The sequence below is a fragment of the Streptomyces pratensis genome (genome assembly GCF_037137275.1).
Taxonomy (GTDB): Bacteria; Actinomycetota; Actinomycetes; order Streptomycetales; family Streptomycetaceae; genus Streptomyces; species Streptomyces pratensis_B.
The window spans coordinates 81,048-101,386 of record NZ_JBBBEN010000052.1 but is presented as its reverse complement, the minus strand read 5'-3'; the positions used below and the strand labels follow the sequence as shown (position 1 = coordinate 101,386).

The following is a 20,339-nucleotide window of genomic DNA, read 5'->3' as shown; positions in this document are numbered from 1 at the left end:
CCTTAGACACGTTGGTCGTCCTCCGCGGGTTCGGCACGTCTGGCCGGCCGGGCACGCTCTCCACGTCCGCCTGGTCTCTCACGCCTTCACCAGCCCCTTGGTCGCATTGGCCGCGTCTCCCCCGAGGGCGAGATAGACATCTTCCAGGCTGGGCGTGGCCAGGGTGAAATCGTCGAGCGCGGAGAAGGCCGCGCCGCCCGTCACCGCGGCGACCGCGGCCCGCGCCTCGTCGGGGCCGAGCCGCAGCGTCCAGCGCCGTCCCGACTCCTGGGCGGACGGGCGCAGGGCGGCCACCTCCGGTACGTCCAGCGGGGCCCGCTCGCGCCACACCAGCTCGACGCGGACCTCCCCGGCCACCTGCTCCTTGAGCCCGGCGGGGGTGTCGCAGGCGATGACCCGGCCGCGTTCGAGCACGGCGACCCGGTCGAGGACGGTCTCGGCCTCGATCACGTTGTGGGTGACCAGGAGCACCGTGGCCCCGCGTTCGGCCCGGCGCCGGTCGACGGCGGCCCACACGGCGCGTCGGGCGACCGGGTCCATGCCGGTGGTCGGCTCGTCCAGGACCAGGACGGGCCGGTCGCCGACCAGGGCGGCGGCGAAGCAGGCGAGCCGGCGCTGACCGCCGGAGAGCTTCTTCAGGGGGCGTCCGGCGAGCGGGGTGAGGCCCAGCTCCTCCAGGACGGCGTCGCGCTCGGCCCGGGCGTCGCGCACGGCGAGGCCGCGCAGCCGCCCGGTGGTCTCGGCGGCCAGGGAGACCGTCAGCTCGTCGAGGGCGGTGGACTCCTGGCCGAGGTAGCCGATCAGGCGCGAGGCCCGCTCGGGGTGGCGCACGAGGTCGTGGCCGAGCATCTCCACGCTGCCGGAGTCGGGCCGCATCAGGCCGGTGAGCTGGCGGACGAGGGTGGACTTGCCGGCGCCGTTGGGGCCGAGCAGTCCGAAGATCTCACCGCGCTCGACGTCCAGGCTGACCCCGTCGGTGGCCCGGATCTCGGGGGAGGCGGGCGCGCCCCGGCGGCCCCTGACGGCGGCATAGGTCTTCACCAGGTCCCGCACCGCGCACACGGTGTCGGTGGCCCTTCGCGCCTGTGCTGTGCCCGTACTCACGAGGTACGAGGGTACGGGGTCGCGTGTCCCGATCCGCGCCCGGGGCCGGACCGCGTCGCCGGCCGGTGGAGGGCGCTACTCGGCCGCCGGCACGTGCTCGGCGGCGGCGCGCACGTCGATCTCCCGCCAGAAGCCCGCCCGGATCGCGTAGCGGTCGTGCTCGTCGATCTGGTCGTCCTTGTGGGCCAGCAGCCCGAAGCGGGCGGCGTACCGCAGCAGCTCCCCGTCGATGCGGTGCGGGATGCGCGGGTACATGGTGGACAGCTTCTGGAGGTGGACGGTCTCCGGGAGACGCTCCATCCAGCGGCGGGCGAAGACCTGGCCCACCTCGAAGGGGTCGCCGCCGACGGTGGTGATGTCCTCCTCACGGTCCGCCCAGCGCTGTTCGGCGCTGGTGACCTGGGCGAGGGTGGGCAGGGACGCGGTCTCCGCCGGTTCGCCGAGGGGGCCGCCCCGCTCCACCCAGCCCCGGTCGGAGGACCAGCGCAGGGTCGCGCCGCCGGGGTGGGCCGGGTGGGGCCGCTCGGGGTGGGCGGCGGGAGCGCGCAGCGCGGCCAGGTCCTTGGGGGTGGGCACGCCCTTGTGGCCGGGTGCGGACGGCGTGTCGGAGGGCGCGGGCGAGGAGTCGGCGTCGCTCTCGGCGGGGGCGGCGGGGCCGTTGCGGGCGGCGGCCGCCTGGGCTTCGGAGGCCCGTTCGGCGGAGGCGGCGAGGGCGGCCTCCGGCAGCGGCGCGGAGAGGATCGCGGCGATCTCGGGGCGGGGGGCGGAGGCTGGGGCGCAGACGCCTGGCGCGTCCTTGGCGCGTACGGCCTTGGTGATCCAGGCCCGGTCCAGGACCCGGCGTTCGTCGGCCTCCGCGACCAGGTCCTCCGACTGGTTGTAGTCGCCGTCGGCGGCCTGGACGGCCCACAGGTGAACGGCGACGCCGTGTTCCTTGGCGGACATCAGGCCGGGCAGCAGATCGCCGTCGCCGGTCACCAGGACCACGTCGGAGCAGGCCCGGTTCCTGGCCAGCTCGGTCAGCTCGGCGTGCATGGCGGCGTCCACGCCCTTCTGGGCCCAGCGTCCGTCGCTGCGGGTCAGGGCCCCCAGCCGGACCGTCACGCGCGGCATCACCCGCAGCCGCCGGTGCTCGGGCTGGGGCACCCGGTCCGGCGCGCCGTCGAACCAGTAGATGCGCAGCAGCGGCTGCTGGGTGTCGGCCTCGGCGCGCTCGCGCAGCCCGAGGATCAGGGCCGCGTGGTCGACGGTGATACGGGAACGGGCGGGCTCTCCGGCCAGCAGACTCGCGGCTGCGCCCAGCAAGTAGCCGGCGTCCACCAGGACGACGCAACGGTCCACGCGTTCCACCCTCTTCCAGAATTCGGGAACGGTTCAGCGGCCCGCTCCTCGATGACCGGGTCCGCTTACCCAGGGTTTCCTTCGAGTCTGCCCGACGGCGCAAGGGTTGACTGCCGGAACTGGATCATCGGCGTGGCGGATTCGGAAAGGATCACGAAAAGGCCGGGGAGCGACCCCAGGGGGCTGGATGGGGGCGGTCGCGGGGCGATGGCGATCGCCGCTACGCCCCGTAATGATCCAACATGCGGCGTTTGCGGTGCCATGTGAATCTGACATCGGTCCTGGCCCACCAGGATTCCCCACAGGAGGCGTTCACCATGGCCAAGAACAAGAACCGCAAGCAGGGCAGCCGGTCCGACCGCGCGTCCGCGGCGGAGCGCGGTGCGGAACAGGCGAAGTCGACGGCGTACGAGACGCAGGCACAGCCGCGGGCTCAGGCGCAGGGCAGCCCCGCCGACGTCGCGCGCAAGCATCAGAGGCGCTTCGGCCACAACTGACGCGCCGGCCGCGTGCGTCAGGACGTGCGCCGGAGAACTGCCAGGGGCGTCCCGCCGGTGCGGGACGCCCCTGGCGTCGTGGTGGCGGCGGCCGTCAGCCGGCCAGGCAGGACGGGCCGAGCAACACCTTCAGGTCGCCGAAGAGGGCCGGGTCGGGCTTGACGCGGTGCCGGTCGAGCCGGAGCACCGTGGTCTTGCGGGGGCCCTGGAGCCTGATGCGCACCTCGGTGTCGCCGCGGTGGTGGCTGAGCACCTCGCCGAGCCGGGTCACCATCGGCGGGGTGATCTTCACGGTGGGGATGGTGAGGACGACGGGCGCGTTGGTCCCGGCGTTGGAGATGTCGGGGACCTGCATCTCCATGGCGACCAGCCGGGGCACGTCCTCGCGCTTGTCCAGGCGTCCCTTGACGAAGACGACGGTGTCCTCGACGAGCTGGGTGGAGACCAGCTGGTAGGTGGCGGGGAAGAACATGCACTCGATGGAGCCCGCCAGGTCCTCCACCGTGGCGATGGCCCAGGCGTTGCCCTGCTTGGTCATCTTGCGCTGGAGGCCGGAGATGATGCCGCCGACGGTGACGACGGAGCCGTCCGCGTAGTCCCCGCCGGTGAGCTGGGAGATCGAGGCGTCGGCCTTGTCCGACAGCACGTGCTCCAGACCGAAGAGCGGGTGGTCGGAGACGTACAGGCCGAGCATCTCCCGCTCCTGGGCGAGCAGGTAGGCCTTCTCCCACTCGACGTCGGAGAACTCCACGTCGAGCCCGAAGCCCGGCTCGTCGCTCTCCTCCTCGCCCATGCCGCCGAAGAGGTCGAACTGCCCCTCGGCCTCCTTCCGCTTGACCTGCACCACGTTGTCGATCATCGGTTCGTGGTGGGCGACGAGGCCCTTGCGGGTGTGCCCCATCTCGTCGAAGGCACCGGCCTTGATGAGCGATTCGACGGTGCGCTTGTTGCAGACGATCGCCTCGACCTTGTCCAGGAAGTCGGGGAAGCTGCTGAACTTCCCCTTCGCCTTCCGGGACCGGATGATCGAGTCGACGACGTTCTGCCCGACGTTGCGGACGGCGGTCAGGCCGAAGAGGATCACGTCGTCGCCCTGGGCGGCGAAGTTGGACAGCGACTCGTTGACGTTGGGCGGCAGCACCTTGATGCCCATGCGGCGGCACTCGTTGAGGTAGACCGCGGACTTGTCCTTGTCGTCCTTGACCGAGGTCAGCAGGGCGGCCATGTACTCGGCGGGGTAGTTCGCCTTGAGGTACGCCGTCCAGTAGGTGACCAGCCCGTACGCAGAGGAGTGCGCCTTGTTGAAGGCGTAGCCGGCGAACGGCACGAGGACGTCCCACAGCGCCTTGATCGCCGCGTCGGAGAAGCCCTTCTCCTTGGCGCCCTTCTCGAAGAGGACGAAGTTCTTCGCCAGCTCCTCGGGCTTCTTCTTGCCCATCACACGGCGCAGGATGTCGGCCTCGCCGAGCGAGTAGCCGGCGACGATCTGGGCGGCCTTCTGGACCTGCTCCTGGTAGACGATCAGGCCGTAGGTGAGGCCGAGGACCTCCTTGAGGGGCTCCTCCAGCTCCGGGTGGATCGGAGTGATCTCCTGGCGGCCGTTCTTGCGCTCCGCGTAGTTCGTGTGCGAGTTCATGCCCATCGGGCCCGGCCGGTAGAGGGCCGAGACGGCGGAGATGTCCTCGAAGTTGTCGGGCTGCATCTGGCGCAGCAGGGAGCGCATCGGCCCGCCGTCGAACTGGAAGACGCCGAGCGTGTCGCCGCGGCAGAGGAGCTCGTAGGTCTTGGGGTCGTCCAGCGGCAGGGAGAGCATCTCCAGGTCGATGCCCTTGTTGGACTTCACCATCTTGATGGCGTCGTCCATGATCGTCAGGTTGCGCAGGCCGAGGAAGTCCATCTTGAGCAGGCCGAGCGACTCGCACTGCGGGTAGTCCCACTGCGTGATGGTGACGCCGTCGGTGTGCCGCGTCCAGAGCGGCGCGTGGTCGACGATCGGCTCGCTGGACATGATGACGCCGGCGGCGTGCACGCCCATCTGCCGCACCAGGCCCTCGACGCCCTTGGCGGTGTCGATGACCTTCTTGACGTCCGGCTCGCTCTCGTACATGCCCCGGATCTCGCCCGCCTCGCTGTAGCGCGGGTGCTTGGGGTCGGTGATGCCGTTGAGGTCGATGCCCTTGCCGAGGACGTCGGCGGGCATGGCCTTGGTGAGCCGGTCGCCCATCGCGTACGGGTAGCCCAGCACGCGGGCGGAGTCCTTGATCGCGTTCTTGGCCTTGATCTTGCCGTAGGTGCCGATCATGGCGACCTTGTCGGCGCCGTACTTCTCGGTCACGTACCGGATCACCTCGACGCGCCGGCGCTCGTCGAAGTCGATGTCGACGTCGGGCATGGAGACGCGCTCGGGGTTGAGGAACCGCTCGAAGATCAGCCCGTGCTCGATCGGGTCGAGGTCGGTGATGCCCATGGCGTACGCCACGATCGAACCGGCGGCGGAGCCACGCCCGGGGCCCACCGCGATGCCGTTGTTCTTGGCCCACATGATGAAGTCGGCGACGACCAGGAAGTACCCGGGGAACCCCATCTGGATGATGATGTCCATCTCGTACTCGACCTGCTTCTGCCGGTCGTCGGGCACGCCGTTCGGGAAGCGGCGCTGCATGCCGGCCCGGACTTCCTCCTGGAACCAGGTGATCTCCGTGAAGCCCTCGGGGATCTCGAACTTCGGCATGAGGTTCTTGGCCTCGAACATGCCGGCGGTGTCGATCTGCTGGGCGACCAGGAGGGTGTTGGCGCATCCCTGCTGCCAGGCGTCGGAGGAGTCGATGGCGTACATCTCGTCCGTCGTCTTGAGGTAGTAGCCGGTGCCGTCGAAGCGGAAGCGGTCCGGGTCGGAGAGGTTCTTGCCGGTCTGGATGCAGAGCAGGGCGTCGTGGGCGGTGGCCTCGTGGGCGTACGTGTAGTGGGAGTCGTTCGTCACCAGCGGCGGGATGTCCAGCTTCCTGCCGATTTCGAGCAGCCCGTCACGGACCCGGCGCTCGATCTCGATGCCGTGGTCCATCAGCTCCAGGAAGTACCTGTCCGCGCCGAAGATGTCCTTGTAGTCGGAGGCCGCCTGGACCGCCTCGTCGAACTGGCCGAGCCGCAGCCGGGTCTGCACCTCGCCCGAGGGGCAGCCGGTGGACGCGATCAGGCCCTCGGACCACTGGGAGATGGTCTCCTTGTCCATCCGCGGCCACTTCTGGAGCCAGCCCTCGGCGTACGCGTCGGAGGAGAGCCGGAAGAGGTTGTGCAGCCCCGTCTTGTCGGCCGCCCAGATCGTCTTGTGGGTGTAACCGCCGGAGCCGGACACGTCGTCGCGCTTCTGGTGCGGCTGTCCCCACTGCACCTTGCGCTTGTGCTTGCGCGACTCCGGAGCGACGTACGCCTCGATGCCGATGATCGGCGTGACGCCCGCCTTCTGCGCGGAGTGGAAGAAGTCGTAGGCCCCGTGGAGGTTGCCGTGGTCGGTCATCGCGATGTGCGACATGCCCATCTCGTTGGCCGCTTCGAACATGTCCTTGAGCCGCGCCGCACCGTCCAGCAGCGAGTACTGGGTGTGCACGTGCAGGTGCGTGAAGGGCGGCTTGGTCACGGCGTCGGGCCTCCGGGAAGTCGGGCGATGACGGACGGGGGGAGTGCGGGGAAGTCTACGGCGTGAGCGACCCGGCCGACGGGCACTACCCGCCTCCGCCGAGCGTTGGACAGGGCGGGACAGGCGTCCGTTTTGTCATGCACTCGGTCACGCACCCCTTCCATACGCCAGGTACCAGGAGGCAGCACGACATGTCGGAAACGCAGACCGGCGCAGCGCGGCGCGGGGAGCAGATTCTCGCTGTCTTCGACACCGCCTTCGGGGAGCTGCTGGCCGCCGATCCGGCGGCCTTCCGGGTCAAGTTCCGCAAGATGGCGGGCTCGGCCTTCGCCTTCTACCGGGGCACGGCCTGCCTGTTCTACGGCGACCTGGAGCGGGAGCGGCACGGCGGCCCGTTCCTGGACGAGCGCACCGGCCGGGTGTGGATTCATGGCGACCTGCACGCGGAGAACTTCGGCACCTACATGGACGCCAACGGCCGCCTCGTCTTCAACGTCAACGACTTCGACGAGGCGTACGTCGGCCCCTTCACCTGGGACCTGAAGCGCTTCGCCGCCTCCGTGGCGCTGATCGGTTACGCGAAGGCGCTGTCCGACGAGCAGATCACCGAGCTGGTCAAGATCTTCGCCGAGGCCTACCGGCAGCGGATTCACGCGCTGGCCACGGGCGCGAAGAACGACGAGGTGCCGCCCTTCACCCTGGACACGGCGGACGGGCCGCTGCTGGGCGCGCTGCGCGCCGCCCGCTCGCGCACCCGTTTCGAGCTGCTGGACTCGATGACCCAGATCCGCGAGTTCGAGCGCCGGTTCGCCGACGCCGGCGGGGCGATCGACCTGGACGCGGCGACCCGCTACAAGGTGCTGGCGGCGTTCGACGGCTATCTGGAGACGCTGCCCGAGTCGAGCCTGGCCCGGCCCGACTCCTACCGGGTGAAGGACGTGGTGGGCCGCCGGGGCATCGGCATCGGCTCCGCCGGGCTCCCCTCGTACAACATCCTGCTGGAGGGCAACAGCGACGCCCTGGAGAACGACGTGGTGATCTACCTCAAGCAGGCGCAGACCCCGGCGGTCTCCCGGCACCTCCCGGACGCCGCCGTGCGGGAGTACTTCCAGCACGAGGGGCACCGCACCGTGATCTCGCAGCGCGCCCTCCAGGCGCACGCGGACCCGTGGCTGGGCTGGACCGAGCTGGACGGCTCCGGGCAGCTGGTCGCCGAGGTCTCGCCGTACGCGGTGGACCTGGACTGGTCCGACATCGACGAGATGGACGAGATCGCGGCGGTCGTCGCCGACCTGGGCCGGGCGACCGCCACGATGCACTCGGCGGCCGACGACGAGAGCGGTCACTCGCTGGTGCCCTTCTCCACGGAACGCGCGATCGACGCGGCCATCGCGGCCGACGAGGAGGGTTTCGCGCCGCTCCTGGTCGATTTCGCCCACAGCTACGGCGCCAGGGCCCGCGCGGACCACCAGATCTTCGTGGACCTCTTCCGCAACGGCCGCATCCCCGGCCTGTAGGCGCCTCCCTCCGCCGCGGCCGGGGCTCCCAGCCTCCTTAAGGTCCTCCTACCTCGGCGCATGACACACTTTCTCGTGATGGACATCTCGGGGACGCAGCTCAGGGCGGCGCGCGCGGCACTCTTCACCGCGCTCGTCGTCACCCTGTCCATCGCCTCGCACGTACTGCTCTCCCGGGTCCCGCTGCCGCTGAGCGCGGTCGCGCTGCTGGCCGCCGCGGTCTTCGCCGTGGCGTACGCCCTGGCCGGCCGGGAGCGCGGCTTCGGGGCGATCGCGGGTCTGCTGGTGCCGCTGGAGCTGGCCGCCGACACGTTCCTCACCACCGGCCAGCACCTCTGTTACGGGGCGGCCGGCGGCCCGGTCACGGGTCCGCTGCGCGCGGTGGGGTTCGACGTCCTGTGCGGCGGCGGCGAGGTCGGTGCGGGCGGGGCCCGGATCGCGGGCGTCGGCGCGATGGGCGTCCCGCTCGCCGGGGTGGCCGGTGCGGGCGACCGCGCGGCGGCCCTGCTGGCCCAGCCCGGACCGGCCGTGCCGTGGCTGCTCCTCGCCGCCCACCTGGCCGTCGGGCTGCTGGCAGCCCTCTGGCTGCGGCGCGGCGAGGCGGCTCTGGGCCGGCTGTTGGGCGCGGCGGCCCTGACGGCGTTCCGGCCGTTGCTGGTCGCGGTGGCCGTGGCGGGAGCGGGCCCCGGCCCCACGGCTCTCCGCCCCCGCCCCGCCACCCGCCCGCGCCCGCTCGCGAGCGCCCGTTTCCTCGTGCACTGCGTGGGGCGCAGGGGCCCGCCGCTCGCGACGTACGCCGCTGCCTGAGGGCACGGCGACGCAACGGAGCAGCGCACCGCCCACTCCCCACACACCTTCACGGAGAACGATCATGAGCAACCGCAACAGCCAGGCCAACAAGGCGGCCGCCCGCGAGCGGCTGCGCGCCGAGCGCGAGCGCCAGGCGAAGAAGGACCGGACCCGCAAGCAGCTCGTCGTCGCGGTCTCGGTCGTCGCCGCCCTGGCCGTGGTCGGCGGCATCAGCTACGGCGTGACGCAGCTGAACAAGCCGGACGCCTGGGAGGCGGCCGCCGACGCGAAGAACGTCACCGCGCCGAAGAACACCTCGGGCGACGAGGGCACCACCGTCGTGATCGGCGAGCCGGGCGCCAAGAAGACCCTGGAGCTGTACGAGGACTCCCGCTGCCCGGTCTGCGCCACGTTCGAGCAGGGCGTGGGCGAGACCATCGCGAAGGACGTCGAGGCCGGTAAGTACAAGATCGAGTACGTCGGCGCGACCTTCATCGACAACGTCGACAACGGCTCGGGCTCCAAGAACGCCCTGAGCGCGCTCGGTGCGGCGCTGGACGTGAGCCCCGAGGCGTTCATGGAGTACAAGGCCGCGCTGTACTCCGCGGAGTTCCACCCGGCGGAGAGCGAAGACAAGTTCGCAGAGGACAGCTACCTCATCGAGGTCGCCGACTCGGTCGACGCCCTGAAGAACAACAAGGCCTTCCAGAAGGACGTCGAGGACGGCACCTACGACGCCTGGGCGATGAAGATGTCCGAGAAGTTCGACAAGAGCGGGGTCCAGGGCACTCCGACGCTGAAGATGGACGGCGAGAAGGTCACGAGCGAGGGCAGCGACAACGCCCCGATGACGCCGGCCGAGTTCACGGCGGCCGTCGACAAGGCGCTGAAGGGCTGAGGGCCCGCCAGGCCCCGGCCCGCGCGCACCGCTCGGGGCCGCCCGCGCGTCGTGGCGGACTCCTCCCGGGCCGCCGGGCGCCGACGGCCCTTCGGCCGCACGGGAAGGCCCGCCGGCCGCTCGGCCGACCGGCGGGCCACCGACCGGCGACCGTTTTCCGACAGGCGGGCGAACTTTCCCTGTTCGCCCGCCTGTTCGCCCTACGCGGCCGTAGGGTGATCGGCCGTGACCAGTCGACACCTTCCCTCGCCGAGCCGCCGCACGGTCGTCCGGGCCGCCGCCGCGAGCGCCGCCGCAGTCCCCGTCCTCGCCACCGCCTCCGCCACTTCCGCCGCGCCCGCCCGCACGGCGGCGACCCCTTCCTTCGCGCACGGGGTCGCCTCTGGCGACCCGCTGCCCGACGGCGTCCTGTTGTGGACGCGCGTCACCCCGGAGCCCGGCGCGACGCCCGGTTCGGGTCTGGGGCAGGAGACCCCCGTCCGCTGGGAGATCGCGGAGGACCGCGCGTTCGAGCGGATAGCCGCGAGCGGCGCCGTCGTGGCGTCGGCCGTGTCCGACCACACCGTGAAGGCCGACGTCCGCGGGCTGCGGCCGGCCACCGCGTACTTCTACCGTTTCACGGCGGGCGGGGGCACAGCGGGGAGCGTGGTCTCCCCCGTGGGCCGCACCCGCACCGCGCCCGCGACCGACGCCGCCATGGACCGGCTCCGCTTCGGCGTGGTCTCCTGCGCCAACTGGGAGGCGGGCTGGTTCTCCGCCTACCGCCATCTCGCCGCCAGGCCCGACCTGGACGCGGTCCTGCACCTGGGCGACTACCTCTACGAGTACGGCGCCGGCCAGTACCCGGCGGCCGACGCGCCCCTGCGCGGGCACCGGCCGGCGCACGAGATCCTGACGCGGGCCGACTACCGCGTCCGGCACGGGAACTACAAGACCGACCCGGACCTCCAGGCCCTGCACGCCGCCCACGCGGTGATCGCCATCTGGGACGACCACGAGTTCGCCAACGACGCGTGGTCGGGCGGCGCGGAGAACCACACGCCGGGCGCGGAGGGGGCCTGGCAGCAGCGGGTGGCGGCGGCGAAGCAGGCGTACTTCGAGTGGATGCCCGTCCGCGCCTCCACCGAGGGCACCGTCCACCGGCGGCTGCGCTTCGGCAAGCTCGCCGACCTCCACCTGCTCGACCTGCGCAGCTTCCGCTCCCGGCAGGCGTTTGTCGGCAGCGGGAGCGTGGACGACCCGGAGCGCACGATCACCGGCCGGGCGCAGCTGGACTGGCTGAAGGCGGGACTGGCCGGGTCGGACGCGGCCTGGAAGCTGGTCGGCACCTCGGTGATGATCTCCCCGGTCGCCTTCGGCGCGCTCCCCGCCCATCTGCTGGAGCCGCTGGCCGGACTGCTGGGTCTCCCGAAGGAGGGGCTCGCCGTCAGCGTCGACCAGTGGGACGGCTACACAGACGACCGCAAGGAGCTGATCGGGCATCTGCGGACACGGGGGATCACCGACACGGTGTTCCTGACCGGCGACATCCACATGGCCTGGGCCAACGACGTGCCGGTGCGGGCGGCCACGTACCCGCTGTCGGCTTCGGCCGCGACGGAGTTCGTGGTCACCTCCGTGACCTCGGACAACCTCGACGACATCCTGCGGGTCGCCCCGCAGACCGCGTCGCTGGTCGCGACGGCGGCCGTGCGGGCGGCCAACCGCCATGTGAAGTGGATCGACATGGACTCCCACGGCTACGGAGTGCTCGACGTCACCGCCGAGCGGGCGCAGATGGACTACTACGTGATCTCCGACCGGACGCGGCACGACGCCACCTCCGCCTGGACCCGCTCCTACCGCACCCGCAGAGGCACCCAGCGCGTCGAGCGGGCCGACCGTCCGGTGCGCTGAGCCCGGCGCGCGGCCGCCGGGCGGCTCCTAGAGGGTCGCCAGGAAGCCGAGCGCCACCTTCCAGGTCTGCTCGGCGGCCGCCTGGTCGAAGTCGTGCAGGTCGGGGTCGGTGAACAGGTGCCCGGCCCCGGGGTAGCGGTAGACCTCCACGTCCGCACCGGTACGCTGCATCTGGAGGTACCAGCTGTTCAGCCAGTCGTGCGACTCGAAAGGATCGGGGTCCGCGACATGCAGCTGGACGGGGAGCTCGTCCACCACGGCGTTCTCAGCGATGTCCGAGGTGCCGTGGAACAGCAGCAGCCCTCGCGCCTTCTCGTCGCCGAGAGCGAGGGTCTGCGCGGTCGCCGCTCCGAAGGAGAAGCCGGCGTAGACGAGGCCCTGGTCGGAGTAGGGCGCGGCGGCCAGCACGGCACGCCGGAGCAGCTCTCCCTTACCGACCTCCTCCTTGTGAGCCATGCCCTCTTCCACGGTGTCGAAGGTGTGCCCTTCGAACAGATCGGGCACGCGCACCTCGTGGCCGGCGTCCCTGAGGCGGGCTGCCGCCGCGTGCACGGCGGGCCGAAGCCCGTAGGTCGAGTGGAAAAGCATGATGTTCATGAGGCCCATGGTGCCATTTGTGCCCTAACAGCTTGGAGGACGAGGCAATGGAGAACGTGCTGCGCCCGCTGATCGTCGTCGGCGGTTCCGTAGTGATCACCCTGCTGGTCGGCTGGTTGGTCGACCTGCTGCTGCGGAGGGCGGACAGCCGTCACCACGAGACGCCTCTGTGGGGCCTGCTGCGGCGGTGCCGTCCTCCGTTGCAGGTGGTGCTCATCACAGCGCTGCTGCGGGGCACCTATCGCCAGACCCGGATCGAACTGGTCACCGCGCACCGGACGGAGATCGGCCAGGTGCTCAGCCTGGTGCTGATCGGGGCCTCCGCGTGGCTGGTGGTGCGGATCGCGGCGACGGTCGTGGAGGCCAGTTACGCCCGGTACGCCACGACGACCCGCGATCCCGCGCGGGTGCGCCGGGTCCGGACGCAGGTGACGCTGATCCAGCGGGTGGTCATAGCCGTCGTGACGGTCGTGGCCATCGCGGCGATGCTGCTCACGTTCCCCGCGATGCGAGCGGTCGGCACCTCGATGCTGGCCTCGGCCGGTGTGCTCGGCATCGTCGCCGGCGTCGCCGCCCAGTCGACCCTGGGCAACCTCTTCGCCGGGTTGCAGATCGCCTTCGGCGACATGGTCCGGATCGGCGACACCGTGGTGGTGGAAGGCGAGTGGGGCGCCGTCGAGGAGATCACCCTGACGTTCCTGACCGTACGGACCTGGGACGAGCGGCGGATCACCATGCCGGTGTCGTACTTCACCGCCAAGCCGTTCGAGAACTGGTCGCGCGGCGGCGCCCAGATGACCGGCACGGTCTTCTTCCACCTGGACCACTCCACGCCGGTGGCCGCGATGCGGGAGAAGCTGCGGGACCTCCTGGGCGACATCGCCACCTGGGACGGCCGGAGCTGGTCGCTGACCGTCACCGACACGACGCCCACCACGATCGAGGTGCGGGCCGTGGTCACCGCGAAGGACGCCGACGACATCTGGACGCTGCGGTGCGCGGTGCGCGAGCAGTTGATCGGCTGGCTGCGCGACAACCACCCGTACGCGCTGCCGCGGGTGACCACCGCGCCCGCCACGCTGCCACCCGGCGAGCAGTGGGCGGAGCTGACCGGCGCGCCGAACGGCCTCGGCCTGGACAAGAAGGTCTTCCCCGCCGGCCGGAGCGCTCCCGGGGGCCCCGGGGCCGAGCGCGCCTGAGACCGTGCCCGTGCGTCGGGGTCCCGGCGGGGCGAGCCCCGCGCCGCCGGGTCCTCAGCGCGGCGAGCGGGCGTCCAGGGAGCACAGGGCCCGGGCCCCGGCCTCCGGGTCGGGCCCGGCCTCGCCGCGGGCGGACAGGACCGCCCGGCGGGCGGGGCGTCCTCCCCGTCCCGGGCGGGTCAGGCCGGGCGGACGACCCGTCGCATCGCCCGGTGCGGGATGCCCGCGTCGGGGAACTCGGGGCCGTACACGACGTACCCGAGCCGCTCGTAGAAGCCGAGGGCGTGCGTCTGGGCGTGCAGGTCGACGGCGGTCAGGCCCAGCGTCCGCGCCTCGTCCTCCAGGGCCCGCACCAGGGCGGCGCCGACCCCCAGGCCGCGGGCCTCCCGGGCCACCGCGAGCCGGCCGAGCGAGCCGACGGCCGGATCGCCGCCGGTCTTCCCGGCCGCGTCCGCCCCGTGCAGCAGCCGGCCCGTGCCGAGCGCCGTACCGTCCGCCGCGACGGCGAGCACGTGCACCGCCGTCGCGTCATGGGCGTCGTACTCGATGTCCTCGGGCACCTGCTGCTCACCGACGAAGACGTCCTTGCGGATCTGGAAGCAGGCCTGGAGGTCGCTCTCCTCCACGGCCCTGCGGACGCTGTACGCGAGGGGGCGCGGGTTCACTGGCTCTCCGCGGAGATGGTGTCCAGCGCCTTGTGCAGGTCCGCCGGGTAGTCGCTGGAGAACTCCACCCAGCGGCCGTCGCCCGGGTGCTCGAAGCCCAGCCGCACGGCGTGCAGCCACTGCCGGGTCAGCCCGAGGCGCTTGGCCAGGGTCGGGTCCGCGCCGTACGTCAGGTCGCCGACGCAGGGGTGGCGGTGGGCGGACATGTGGACCCGGATCTGGTGGGTGCGGCCGGTCTCCAGCTTGATGTCCAGGAGGCTGGCGGCACGATAGGCCTCGATGAGGTCGTAGTGGGTCACCGACGGCTTGCCCTCCGCGGTGACCGCCCACTTGTAGTCGTGGTTGGGGTGGCGCCCGATGGGGGCGTCGATGGTGCCGCTCATCGGGTCCGGGTGGCCCTGGACGAGGGCGTGGTACTTCTTCTCGACGACCCGGTCGCGGAACTGGGCCTTGAGCAGGGTGTAGGCGCGCTCGGACTTGGCGACGACCATCAGGCCGGAGGTGCCGACGTCGAGGCGGTGCACGATGCCCTGGCGCTCGGCGGCGCCGGAGGTCGAGATCCGGTATCCGGCGGCGGCGAGGCCGCCGATGACGGTGGTGCCGGTCCAGCCGGGGCTGGGGTGGGCGGCGACGCCGACCGGCTTCATGATGACGACGATGTCCTCGTCGTCGTGGACGATCTCCATGCCCTCGACGGGCTCGGCGACGATCTGGACGGGAGCCGCCGCCTGCGGCATCTCCACCTCCAGCCAGGCGCCTCCGTGGACCCGCTCGGACTTCCCGGCCACCGAACCGTCCACCTGGACCTTCCCGGCTGCGGCCAGCTCGGCGGCCTTGGTGCGGGAGAAACCGAACATCCTGGAGATGGCGGCGTCGACACGCTCGCCTTCCAGGCCGTCCGGTACGGGCAGGGTGCGGATCTCGGGGTGCGTACTCACCTGTCGAGTATGCCTTGCGCGTACTAGTCCTTGTGCACGGTGCCGTCGGGGTCCAGGCCCTTGAAGGAGAGGATCACGATGAGGATGCCGCCGCAGACGATCGCGGAGTCGGCGAGATTGAAGACGGCGAAGTGCTTGGGGGCGATGAAGTCCACCACCGCGCCCTCGAACACGCCGGGCGCGCGGAAGAGGCGGTCGGTGAGGTTCCCGAGCGCTCCGCCCAGCAGCAGTCCGAGGGCGACGGCCCACGGCAGGCTGTAGAGCTTGCGGGCGAGACGGACGATGACCACGATCACCCCGGCCGCGATGATGGTGAAGATCACGGTGAACGCCTCGCCGAACCCGAACGCGGCGCCCGCGTTCCGGATGGCGCGGAACTGGAGCCAGTCGCCGATGACGTCGATCGGCGGCTGGTGCTCCAGCTTCGCGACCACGATCATCTTGCTGACCAGGTCGAGCAGGTAGGCCACGACGGCCACCCCGACGAGCATGAGGATCTTCCGCTCACCCCGGCCGGCGCCCACGGCCGCCTCGGCGCTCGCGCCCTCCTCCCCCGTGCCCTCGGCCTCGGGATTATCCGGCGTACCGATGATGCGCTCCGCCTCTGCCACGTGAGTCCCTCAACCTAGGTGCCTGACTGAGGACGAGGGTACGACACCCCCGGGCGGATCAGCCGCGCCGCTCCTGCTTCTGCTTGTCCTCGACGCACAGGGTCGCCCGGGGGAACGCCTGCATCCGCGCCTTGCCGATCGGTTTGCCGCAGACCTCGCAGAGCCCGTACGTCCCCGCCTCCAGCCGGGCGAGCGCCCGTTCGGTCTGCTCCAGCGTCTCCTGGGCGTGGGCGGCCAGCGACAGCTCGTGCTCGCGGGTGATGTTCTTGGTCCCGGTGTCGGCCTCGTCGTCGCCCGCGCCGTCGCCGGAGTCCCGCATCAGTCCGGCGAGCGCCGCCCCCGAGGCCTCCAGCTCTCTGCGCAGCCGCAGCGTCTCGCTCGTCAGGAGGGTCCGCGCCTCTGTGACCTCCTCCGACGTCCAGGGGTCCTCTCCGGGCCGTACCGCCAGTTCGTCGGGGGCGGCGGCGCGGGCCGGCGGCACCGGGGCCGCCGTCCGCGCGTCTGCTGCGGGACGACTCGCACTCTTCTTGGCTACCACCGTGTGGTCTCCCGTCTGCTCGGCGGCCAGTGCCGCCTCCGTGGCCGTCGCGACGGCCGTTCTCGAAGCCTTCTCCGCCGCGCTCGGGTGCGCGGCGCCCTGCTCGTCGGCGGGCGTCCTCCCCGCCTCCGTCCTCCCGGCAGCCCTCTTCTTGGCCACCGCCTTCTTGGCCACCGCCTTTTTGGCCGCGGTCTTCTTGGCCGCGGTCTTTTTCGCCACCGTCTTCTTCGCCGCAGCTTTCTCAGCCGCCGCCTTCTTGGCCGTTCTCTTCCCGGGCCCGGCGGCCGGACCCGGCCGTGGCTCCTGGACGCCGTCCTGCTCGGCCGCGGCCTCTTCCGCCGTCTTCCTCGCCACCATGGCCGCGACCCCTCCACATAGGGTGATCTTGCTCGCGAATCGTGCTGGGACGATAAATCGACCCCAGCCCCGCGGCAACGGGGCACGCCGCCGTTCCGCCCCTCCCCCATGTCCGCTCGTGGCTCGTCTGCATCCGTTGTTCCCAGCTCCCCGCCGGGTAATCCGGCCCGCTGGGCCCGCCGGGAAGTCCACGCGCTCCGTCTGCCCATTCGGGTGGAGCGCGTCCTGCCGGAAAACCGGTCGGCCGTCGCCCGTCCGGGCCCGTACACTGGGCCCAGCGAGAGGCGTGGATGGGACGAGTAGCGTCGTACGCAGCCAGCAGCGACCCGGGGACGGTGGGAGCCCGGGGGTGAGCGCGTCGTGAAGATCACCCCGGAGCCGCCGGAAGAACGCCTCTGCCCGTGGGCCTTGCCCGCAGGCACGAGGCCAGTAGACCCGGCATCGCGAACCCAATGAGGGGGCCGCGGGCGCACGCCCGGAGCCAAGGAGGGTGGTACCGCGGGAGCGCACCGGCTCTCGTCCCTCCGACGGAAGTGGAAGACATCCGCCGGAGGAAGCCCGCACATGACATCGCCGCAGTACCACCAGGTACCCGCCCAGGTCGACCTGCCCGCGCTGGAGCACGCCGTGCTCGACTTCTGGCGCGAGAGCAAGATCTTCGCCCAGAGCCTCGAACAGTCCGAGGGCCGCCCCGAGTGGGTCTTCTACGAGGGCCCTCCCACCGCCAACGGCATGCCGGGCGCCCACCACATCGAGGCCCGCGTCTTCAAGGACGTCTTCCCCCGCTTCCGCACGATGCAGGGCTACCACGTCGGCCGCAAGGCCGGCTGGGACTGCCACGGCCTGCCGGTCGAGCTGGCGGTCGAGAAGGAGCTGGGCTTCAACGGCAAGAAGGACATCGAGGCGTTCGGCATCGCCGAGTTCAACGCCAAGTGCCGTGAGTCGGTGACCCGGCACACCGACGCGTTCGCCGAGCTGACGACCCGCATGGGGTACTGGGTCGACCTGGACGACGCGTACCGCACGATGGACCCGGAGTACGTGGACTCCGTGTGGTGGTCGCTCAAGGAGATCTTCGACAAGGACCTGCTGGTCCAGGACCACCGGGTCGCCCCGTGGTGCCCGCGCTGCGGGACCGGCCTGTCCGACCACGAGCTGGCCCAGGGCTACGAGACCGTGGTCGACCCCTCGGTCTTCGTCCGCTTCCCGCTCACCTCCGGCCCGCTGGCCGGCGAGGCGGCCCTCCTGGTCTGGACGACCACCCCCTGGACGCTCGTCTCCAACACGGCCGTCGCCGCGCACCCCGAGGTGCGCTACGTCGTCGCGACCGACGGCGAGGAGAAGCTCGTCGTCGCCGAGCCCCTCCTGGAGAAGGCCCTCGGCGAGGGCTGGGAGGCCACCGGCCAGTCGTTCACCGGCGCCGAGATGGAGCGCTGGACCTACGAGCGCCCGTTCGCCCTCGTGGAGTTCCCGGCCGAGGCCCACTACGTCGTCAACGCCGAGTACGTCACGACCGAGGACGGTACGGGCCTGGTCCACCAGTCCCCCGCGTTCGGCGCCGACGACCTCGTGGTCTGCCGCTCCTACGGCCTGCCCGTGGTGAACCCGGTCCGCCCCGACGGCACCTTCGAGGAAGAGCTGCCGCTGGTGGGGGGCGTCTTCTTCAAGAAGGCCGACGAAGCGCTCACCGCCGATCTGGACGCGCGCGGCAAGCTCTTCCGCCACGTCCCCTACGAGCACAGCTACCCGCACTGCTGGCGCTGCCACACCGCGCTGCTCTACTACGCGCAGCCCTCCTGGTACATCCGCACGACGGCGATCAAGGACCGGCTCCTTGAGGAGAACGAGAAGACCAACTGGTTCCCCGACTCGGTCAAGACCGGCCGCTTCGGCGACTGGCTGAACAACAACGTCGACTGGGCGCTCTCCCGCAACCGCTACTGGGGCACGCCGCTGCCGATCTGGCGCTGTGAGGACAACCACCTCACCTGCGTGGGCTCGCGCGCCGAACTGACGGACCTCACGGGTACCGACCAGTCCTCGCTCGACCCCCACCGCCCGTTCATCGACGCGATCACCTTCACCTGCTCGCACGAGAACTGCCAGCTGGAGGCGTACCGCGTCCCGGAGGTCATCGACGCCTGGTACGACTCCGGTTCGATGCCGTTCGCGCAGTGGGGCTACCCGTACAAGAACAAGGAGATCTTCGAGAGCCGCTACCCGGCGCAGTTCATCTCGGAGGCCATCGACCAGACCCGCGGCTGGTTCTACACGCTGATGGCGGTCGGCACCCTGGTCTTCGACAAGTCGAGTTACGAGAACGTCGTCTGCCTCGGCCACATCCTCGCGGAGGACGGCCGCAAGATGTCCAAGCACCTGGGCAACATCCTCCAGCCGATCCCGCTGATGGACCAGCACGGCGCCGACGCCGTCCGCTGGTTCATGGCCGCGGGCGGCTCCCCGTGGGCGGCCCGCCGGGTGGGCCACGGCACGATCCAGGAGGTCGTCCGCAAGACGCTCCTAACCTACTGGAACACGGTCGCCTTCCAGGCCCTGTACGCCCGTACGTCGGGCTGGGCCCCGTCCGAGGCCGACCCGGCCCCGGCGGACCGCACGGTCCTGGACCGCTGGCTGCTCAGCGAGCTGAACGCGCTCGTCGACCAGATGACCGTGGCGATGGACGGCTATGACACCCAGCGCGCCGGCAAGCTGCTCTCGGCATTCGTCGACGACCTCTCCAACTGGTACGTCCGCCGCTCGCGCCGCCGGTTCTGGCAGGGCGACAAGGCTGCGCTGCGCACCCTGCACGAGGTCATCGAGACGGTCACCCGGCTGATGGCCCCGCTGACCCCGTTCATCACCGAGCGGGTCTGGCAGGACCTGGTCGTCCCGGTCACTGCCGACGCCCCGGCCTCCGTCCACCTCTCCTCGTGGCCGCAGGCGGACCCGACCGCGATCGACCCGGATCTCTCCTCCCACATGGCGCTGGTGCGCCGCCTGGTGGAGCTGGGCCGGGCCACCCGCGCCGAGTCGGGCGTCAAGACCCGGCAGCCCCTGTCCCGTGCCCTGGTCGCGGCGTCCGGCTTCGAGGCGCTCTCCCCCGAACTGCGCGCGCAGATCACGGAGGAGCTGAACGTCTCCTCGCTCGCCTCGCTCTTTGAGGTCGGCGGCTCGCTGGTCGACACCACGGCGAAGGCCAACTTCCGGGCCCTGGGCAAGCGCTTCGGCAAGGGCGTCCAAGCCGTGGCCAAGGCGGTCGCGGACGCGGACGCGGCCGCGCTCTCCCTGGCGCTGCGCGCGGGCACGGCGTCGGTCGAGGTCGACGGCGAGCAGGTCGCCCTCGCCCCCGACGAGGTCATCATCACCGAGACCCCGCGCGAGGGCTGGTCGGTGGCCTCCGACTCCGGCGCGACGGTCGCCCTGGATCTGGAGATCACCCCGGAGCTGCGCCGCGCGGGCCTGGCCCGTGACGCGATCCGCCTGGTCCAGGAGGCCCGCAAGAACAGCGGCCTGGACGTCGCGGACCGGATCTCCGTGCGCTGGAGCTCCACGTCCCCGGCGACGGTGGAGGCCCTCACCGAGCACGCGCCTCTGATCGCGGACGAGGTGCTGGCGCCGGACTACGCGCAGGGCGAGGCGGACGACACGTACGGCGCGCCGTTCGAGGACGAGGGCCTGGCCCTGACGTTCCGCCTCCGCAAGACGGAGCACTGACCCGCACCACCTCGAAGGGCCCGGCCGGAGAAGCTCCGGCCGGG

General features: G+C 71.4%; 15 protein-coding genes. 7 read left to right on the top strand and 8 right to left on the bottom strand.

What is annotated here, in order from left to right; all coding sequences use genetic code 11:
- Nucleotides 1–78: 78 nt before the first annotated feature.
- Nucleotides 79–1,062: an ABC transporter ATP-binding protein gene (locus tag V9U70_RS02740; RefSeq protein ID WP_336672905.1), complete on the bottom strand. Its 984-nt coding sequence runs from the start codon at nucleotides 1,060–1,062 to the stop codon at nucleotides 79–81.
- Between the two features lie 117 nt (nucleotides 1,063–1,179).
- Nucleotides 1,180–2,454, bottom strand: a complete 1,275-nt coding sequence (locus tag V9U70_RS02735) for an NYN domain-containing protein (RefSeq protein WP_336672796.1) — start codon at nucleotides 2,452–2,454, stop codon at nucleotides 1,180–1,182.
- A gap of 308 nt (nucleotides 2,455–2,762) precedes the next feature.
- On the opposite strand from V9U70_RS02735, the gene V9U70_RS02730 reads away from it, so the two are divergent.
- Nucleotides 2,763–2,942 (top strand): hypothetical protein, encoded by a 180-nt coding sequence (locus V9U70_RS02730; RefSeq protein WP_336672904.1) that lies wholly within the window; start codon nucleotides 2,763–2,765, stop codon nucleotides 2,940–2,942.
- A gap of 94 nt (nucleotides 2,943–3,036) precedes the next feature.
- Here the strand turns inward: V9U70_RS02730 and dnaE are convergent, their stop codons facing one another.
- Nucleotides 3,037–6,576 (bottom strand): DNA polymerase III subunit alpha, encoded by a 3,540-nt coding sequence (gene dnaE, locus V9U70_RS02725; protein WP_336672795.1) that lies wholly within the window; start codon nucleotides 6,574–6,576, stop codon nucleotides 3,037–3,039.
- A 191-nt stretch (nucleotides 6,577–6,767) separates the two neighbouring features.
- On the opposite strand from dnaE, the gene V9U70_RS02720 reads away from it, so the two are divergent.
- The 4 genes from V9U70_RS02720 to V9U70_RS02705 all read left to right on the top strand — a co-directional run bounded on the left by V9U70_RS02720 (nucleotide 6,768) and on the right by V9U70_RS02705 (nucleotide 11,676).
- A complete protein-coding gene (locus V9U70_RS02720; protein ID WP_336672794.1) occupies nucleotides 6,768–8,093 on the top strand; it encodes a DUF2252 domain-containing protein in 1,326 nt (441 codons plus the stop codon).
- A 78-nt stretch (nucleotides 8,094–8,171) separates the two neighbouring features.
- Entirely contained in the window at nucleotides 8,172–8,900 is a 729-nt protein-coding gene (locus tag V9U70_RS02715) for a hypothetical protein (RefSeq protein ID WP_336672903.1), read from the top strand.
- A gap of 64 nt (nucleotides 8,901–8,964) precedes the next feature.
- On the top strand, nucleotides 8,965–9,780 hold the full coding sequence (locus V9U70_RS02710; RefSeq protein WP_336672793.1) for a DsbA family protein: 816 nt from the start codon (nucleotides 8,965–8,967) through the stop codon (nucleotides 9,778–9,780).
- Between the two features lie 225 nt (nucleotides 9,781–10,005).
- A complete protein-coding gene (locus V9U70_RS02705; RefSeq protein ID WP_336672792.1) occupies nucleotides 10,006–11,676 on the top strand; it encodes an alkaline phosphatase D family protein in 1,671 nt (556 codons plus the stop codon).
- A 27-nt stretch (nucleotides 11,677–11,703) separates the two neighbouring features.
- On the opposite strand, the gene V9U70_RS02700 is transcribed toward V9U70_RS02705, so the two are convergent.
- The gene (locus V9U70_RS02700; RefSeq protein WP_336672791.1) at nucleotides 11,704–12,282 is read right to left on the bottom strand and encodes a dienelactone hydrolase family protein; all 579 of its coding nucleotides are present in this window, start codon (nucleotides 12,280–12,282) and stop codon (nucleotides 11,704–11,706) included.
- A 38-nt stretch (nucleotides 12,283–12,320) separates the two neighbouring features.
- Here V9U70_RS02700 and V9U70_RS02695 point away from each other — a divergent pair, with 38 nt between their 5' ends.
- Entirely contained in the window at nucleotides 12,321–13,472 is a 1,152-nt protein-coding gene (locus tag V9U70_RS02695; protein WP_336672902.1) for a mechanosensitive ion channel family protein, read from the top strand.
- A gap of 179 nt (nucleotides 13,473–13,651) precedes the next feature.
- Here the strand turns inward: V9U70_RS02695 and V9U70_RS02690 are convergent, their stop codons facing one another.
- From V9U70_RS02690 to V9U70_RS02675, 4 genes are read right to left on the bottom strand one after another with little or no spacing between them, the layout of a single operon-like run.
- Nucleotides 13,652–14,137, bottom strand: coding sequence for a GNAT family N-acetyltransferase (locus V9U70_RS02690; RefSeq protein WP_336672790.1), 486 nt, complete (start codon nucleotides 14,135–14,137; stop codon nucleotides 13,652–13,654).
- Nucleotides 14,134–15,075: an RluA family pseudouridine synthase gene (locus V9U70_RS02685; protein WP_336672789.1), complete on the bottom strand. Its 942-nt coding sequence runs from the start codon at nucleotides 15,073–15,075 to the stop codon at nucleotides 14,134–14,136. The genes V9U70_RS02690 and V9U70_RS02685 overlap by 4 nt, the downstream gene beginning before the upstream one ends.
- A gap of 23 nt (nucleotides 15,076–15,098) precedes the next feature.
- Complete coding sequence (lspA, locus tag V9U70_RS02680) at nucleotides 15,099–15,686, bottom strand: signal peptidase II (RefSeq protein ID WP_336672788.1); 588 nt, start codon at nucleotides 15,684–15,686, stop codon at nucleotides 15,099–15,101.
- A 58-nt stretch (nucleotides 15,687–15,744) separates the two neighbouring features.
- On the bottom strand, nucleotides 15,745–16,581 hold the full coding sequence (locus V9U70_RS02675) for a TraR/DksA family transcriptional regulator (RefSeq protein ID WP_336672787.1): 837 nt from the start codon (nucleotides 16,579–16,581) through the stop codon (nucleotides 15,745–15,747).
- Nucleotides 16,582–17,145: 564 nt separating this feature from the next.
- Here V9U70_RS02675 and ileS point away from each other — a divergent pair.
- Nucleotides 17,146–20,295 (top strand): isoleucine--tRNA ligase, encoded by a 3,150-nt coding sequence (ileS, locus tag V9U70_RS02670; RefSeq protein WP_336672786.1) that lies wholly within the window; start codon nucleotides 17,146–17,148, stop codon nucleotides 20,293–20,295.
- Nucleotides 20,296–20,339: the final 44 nt, after the last annotated feature.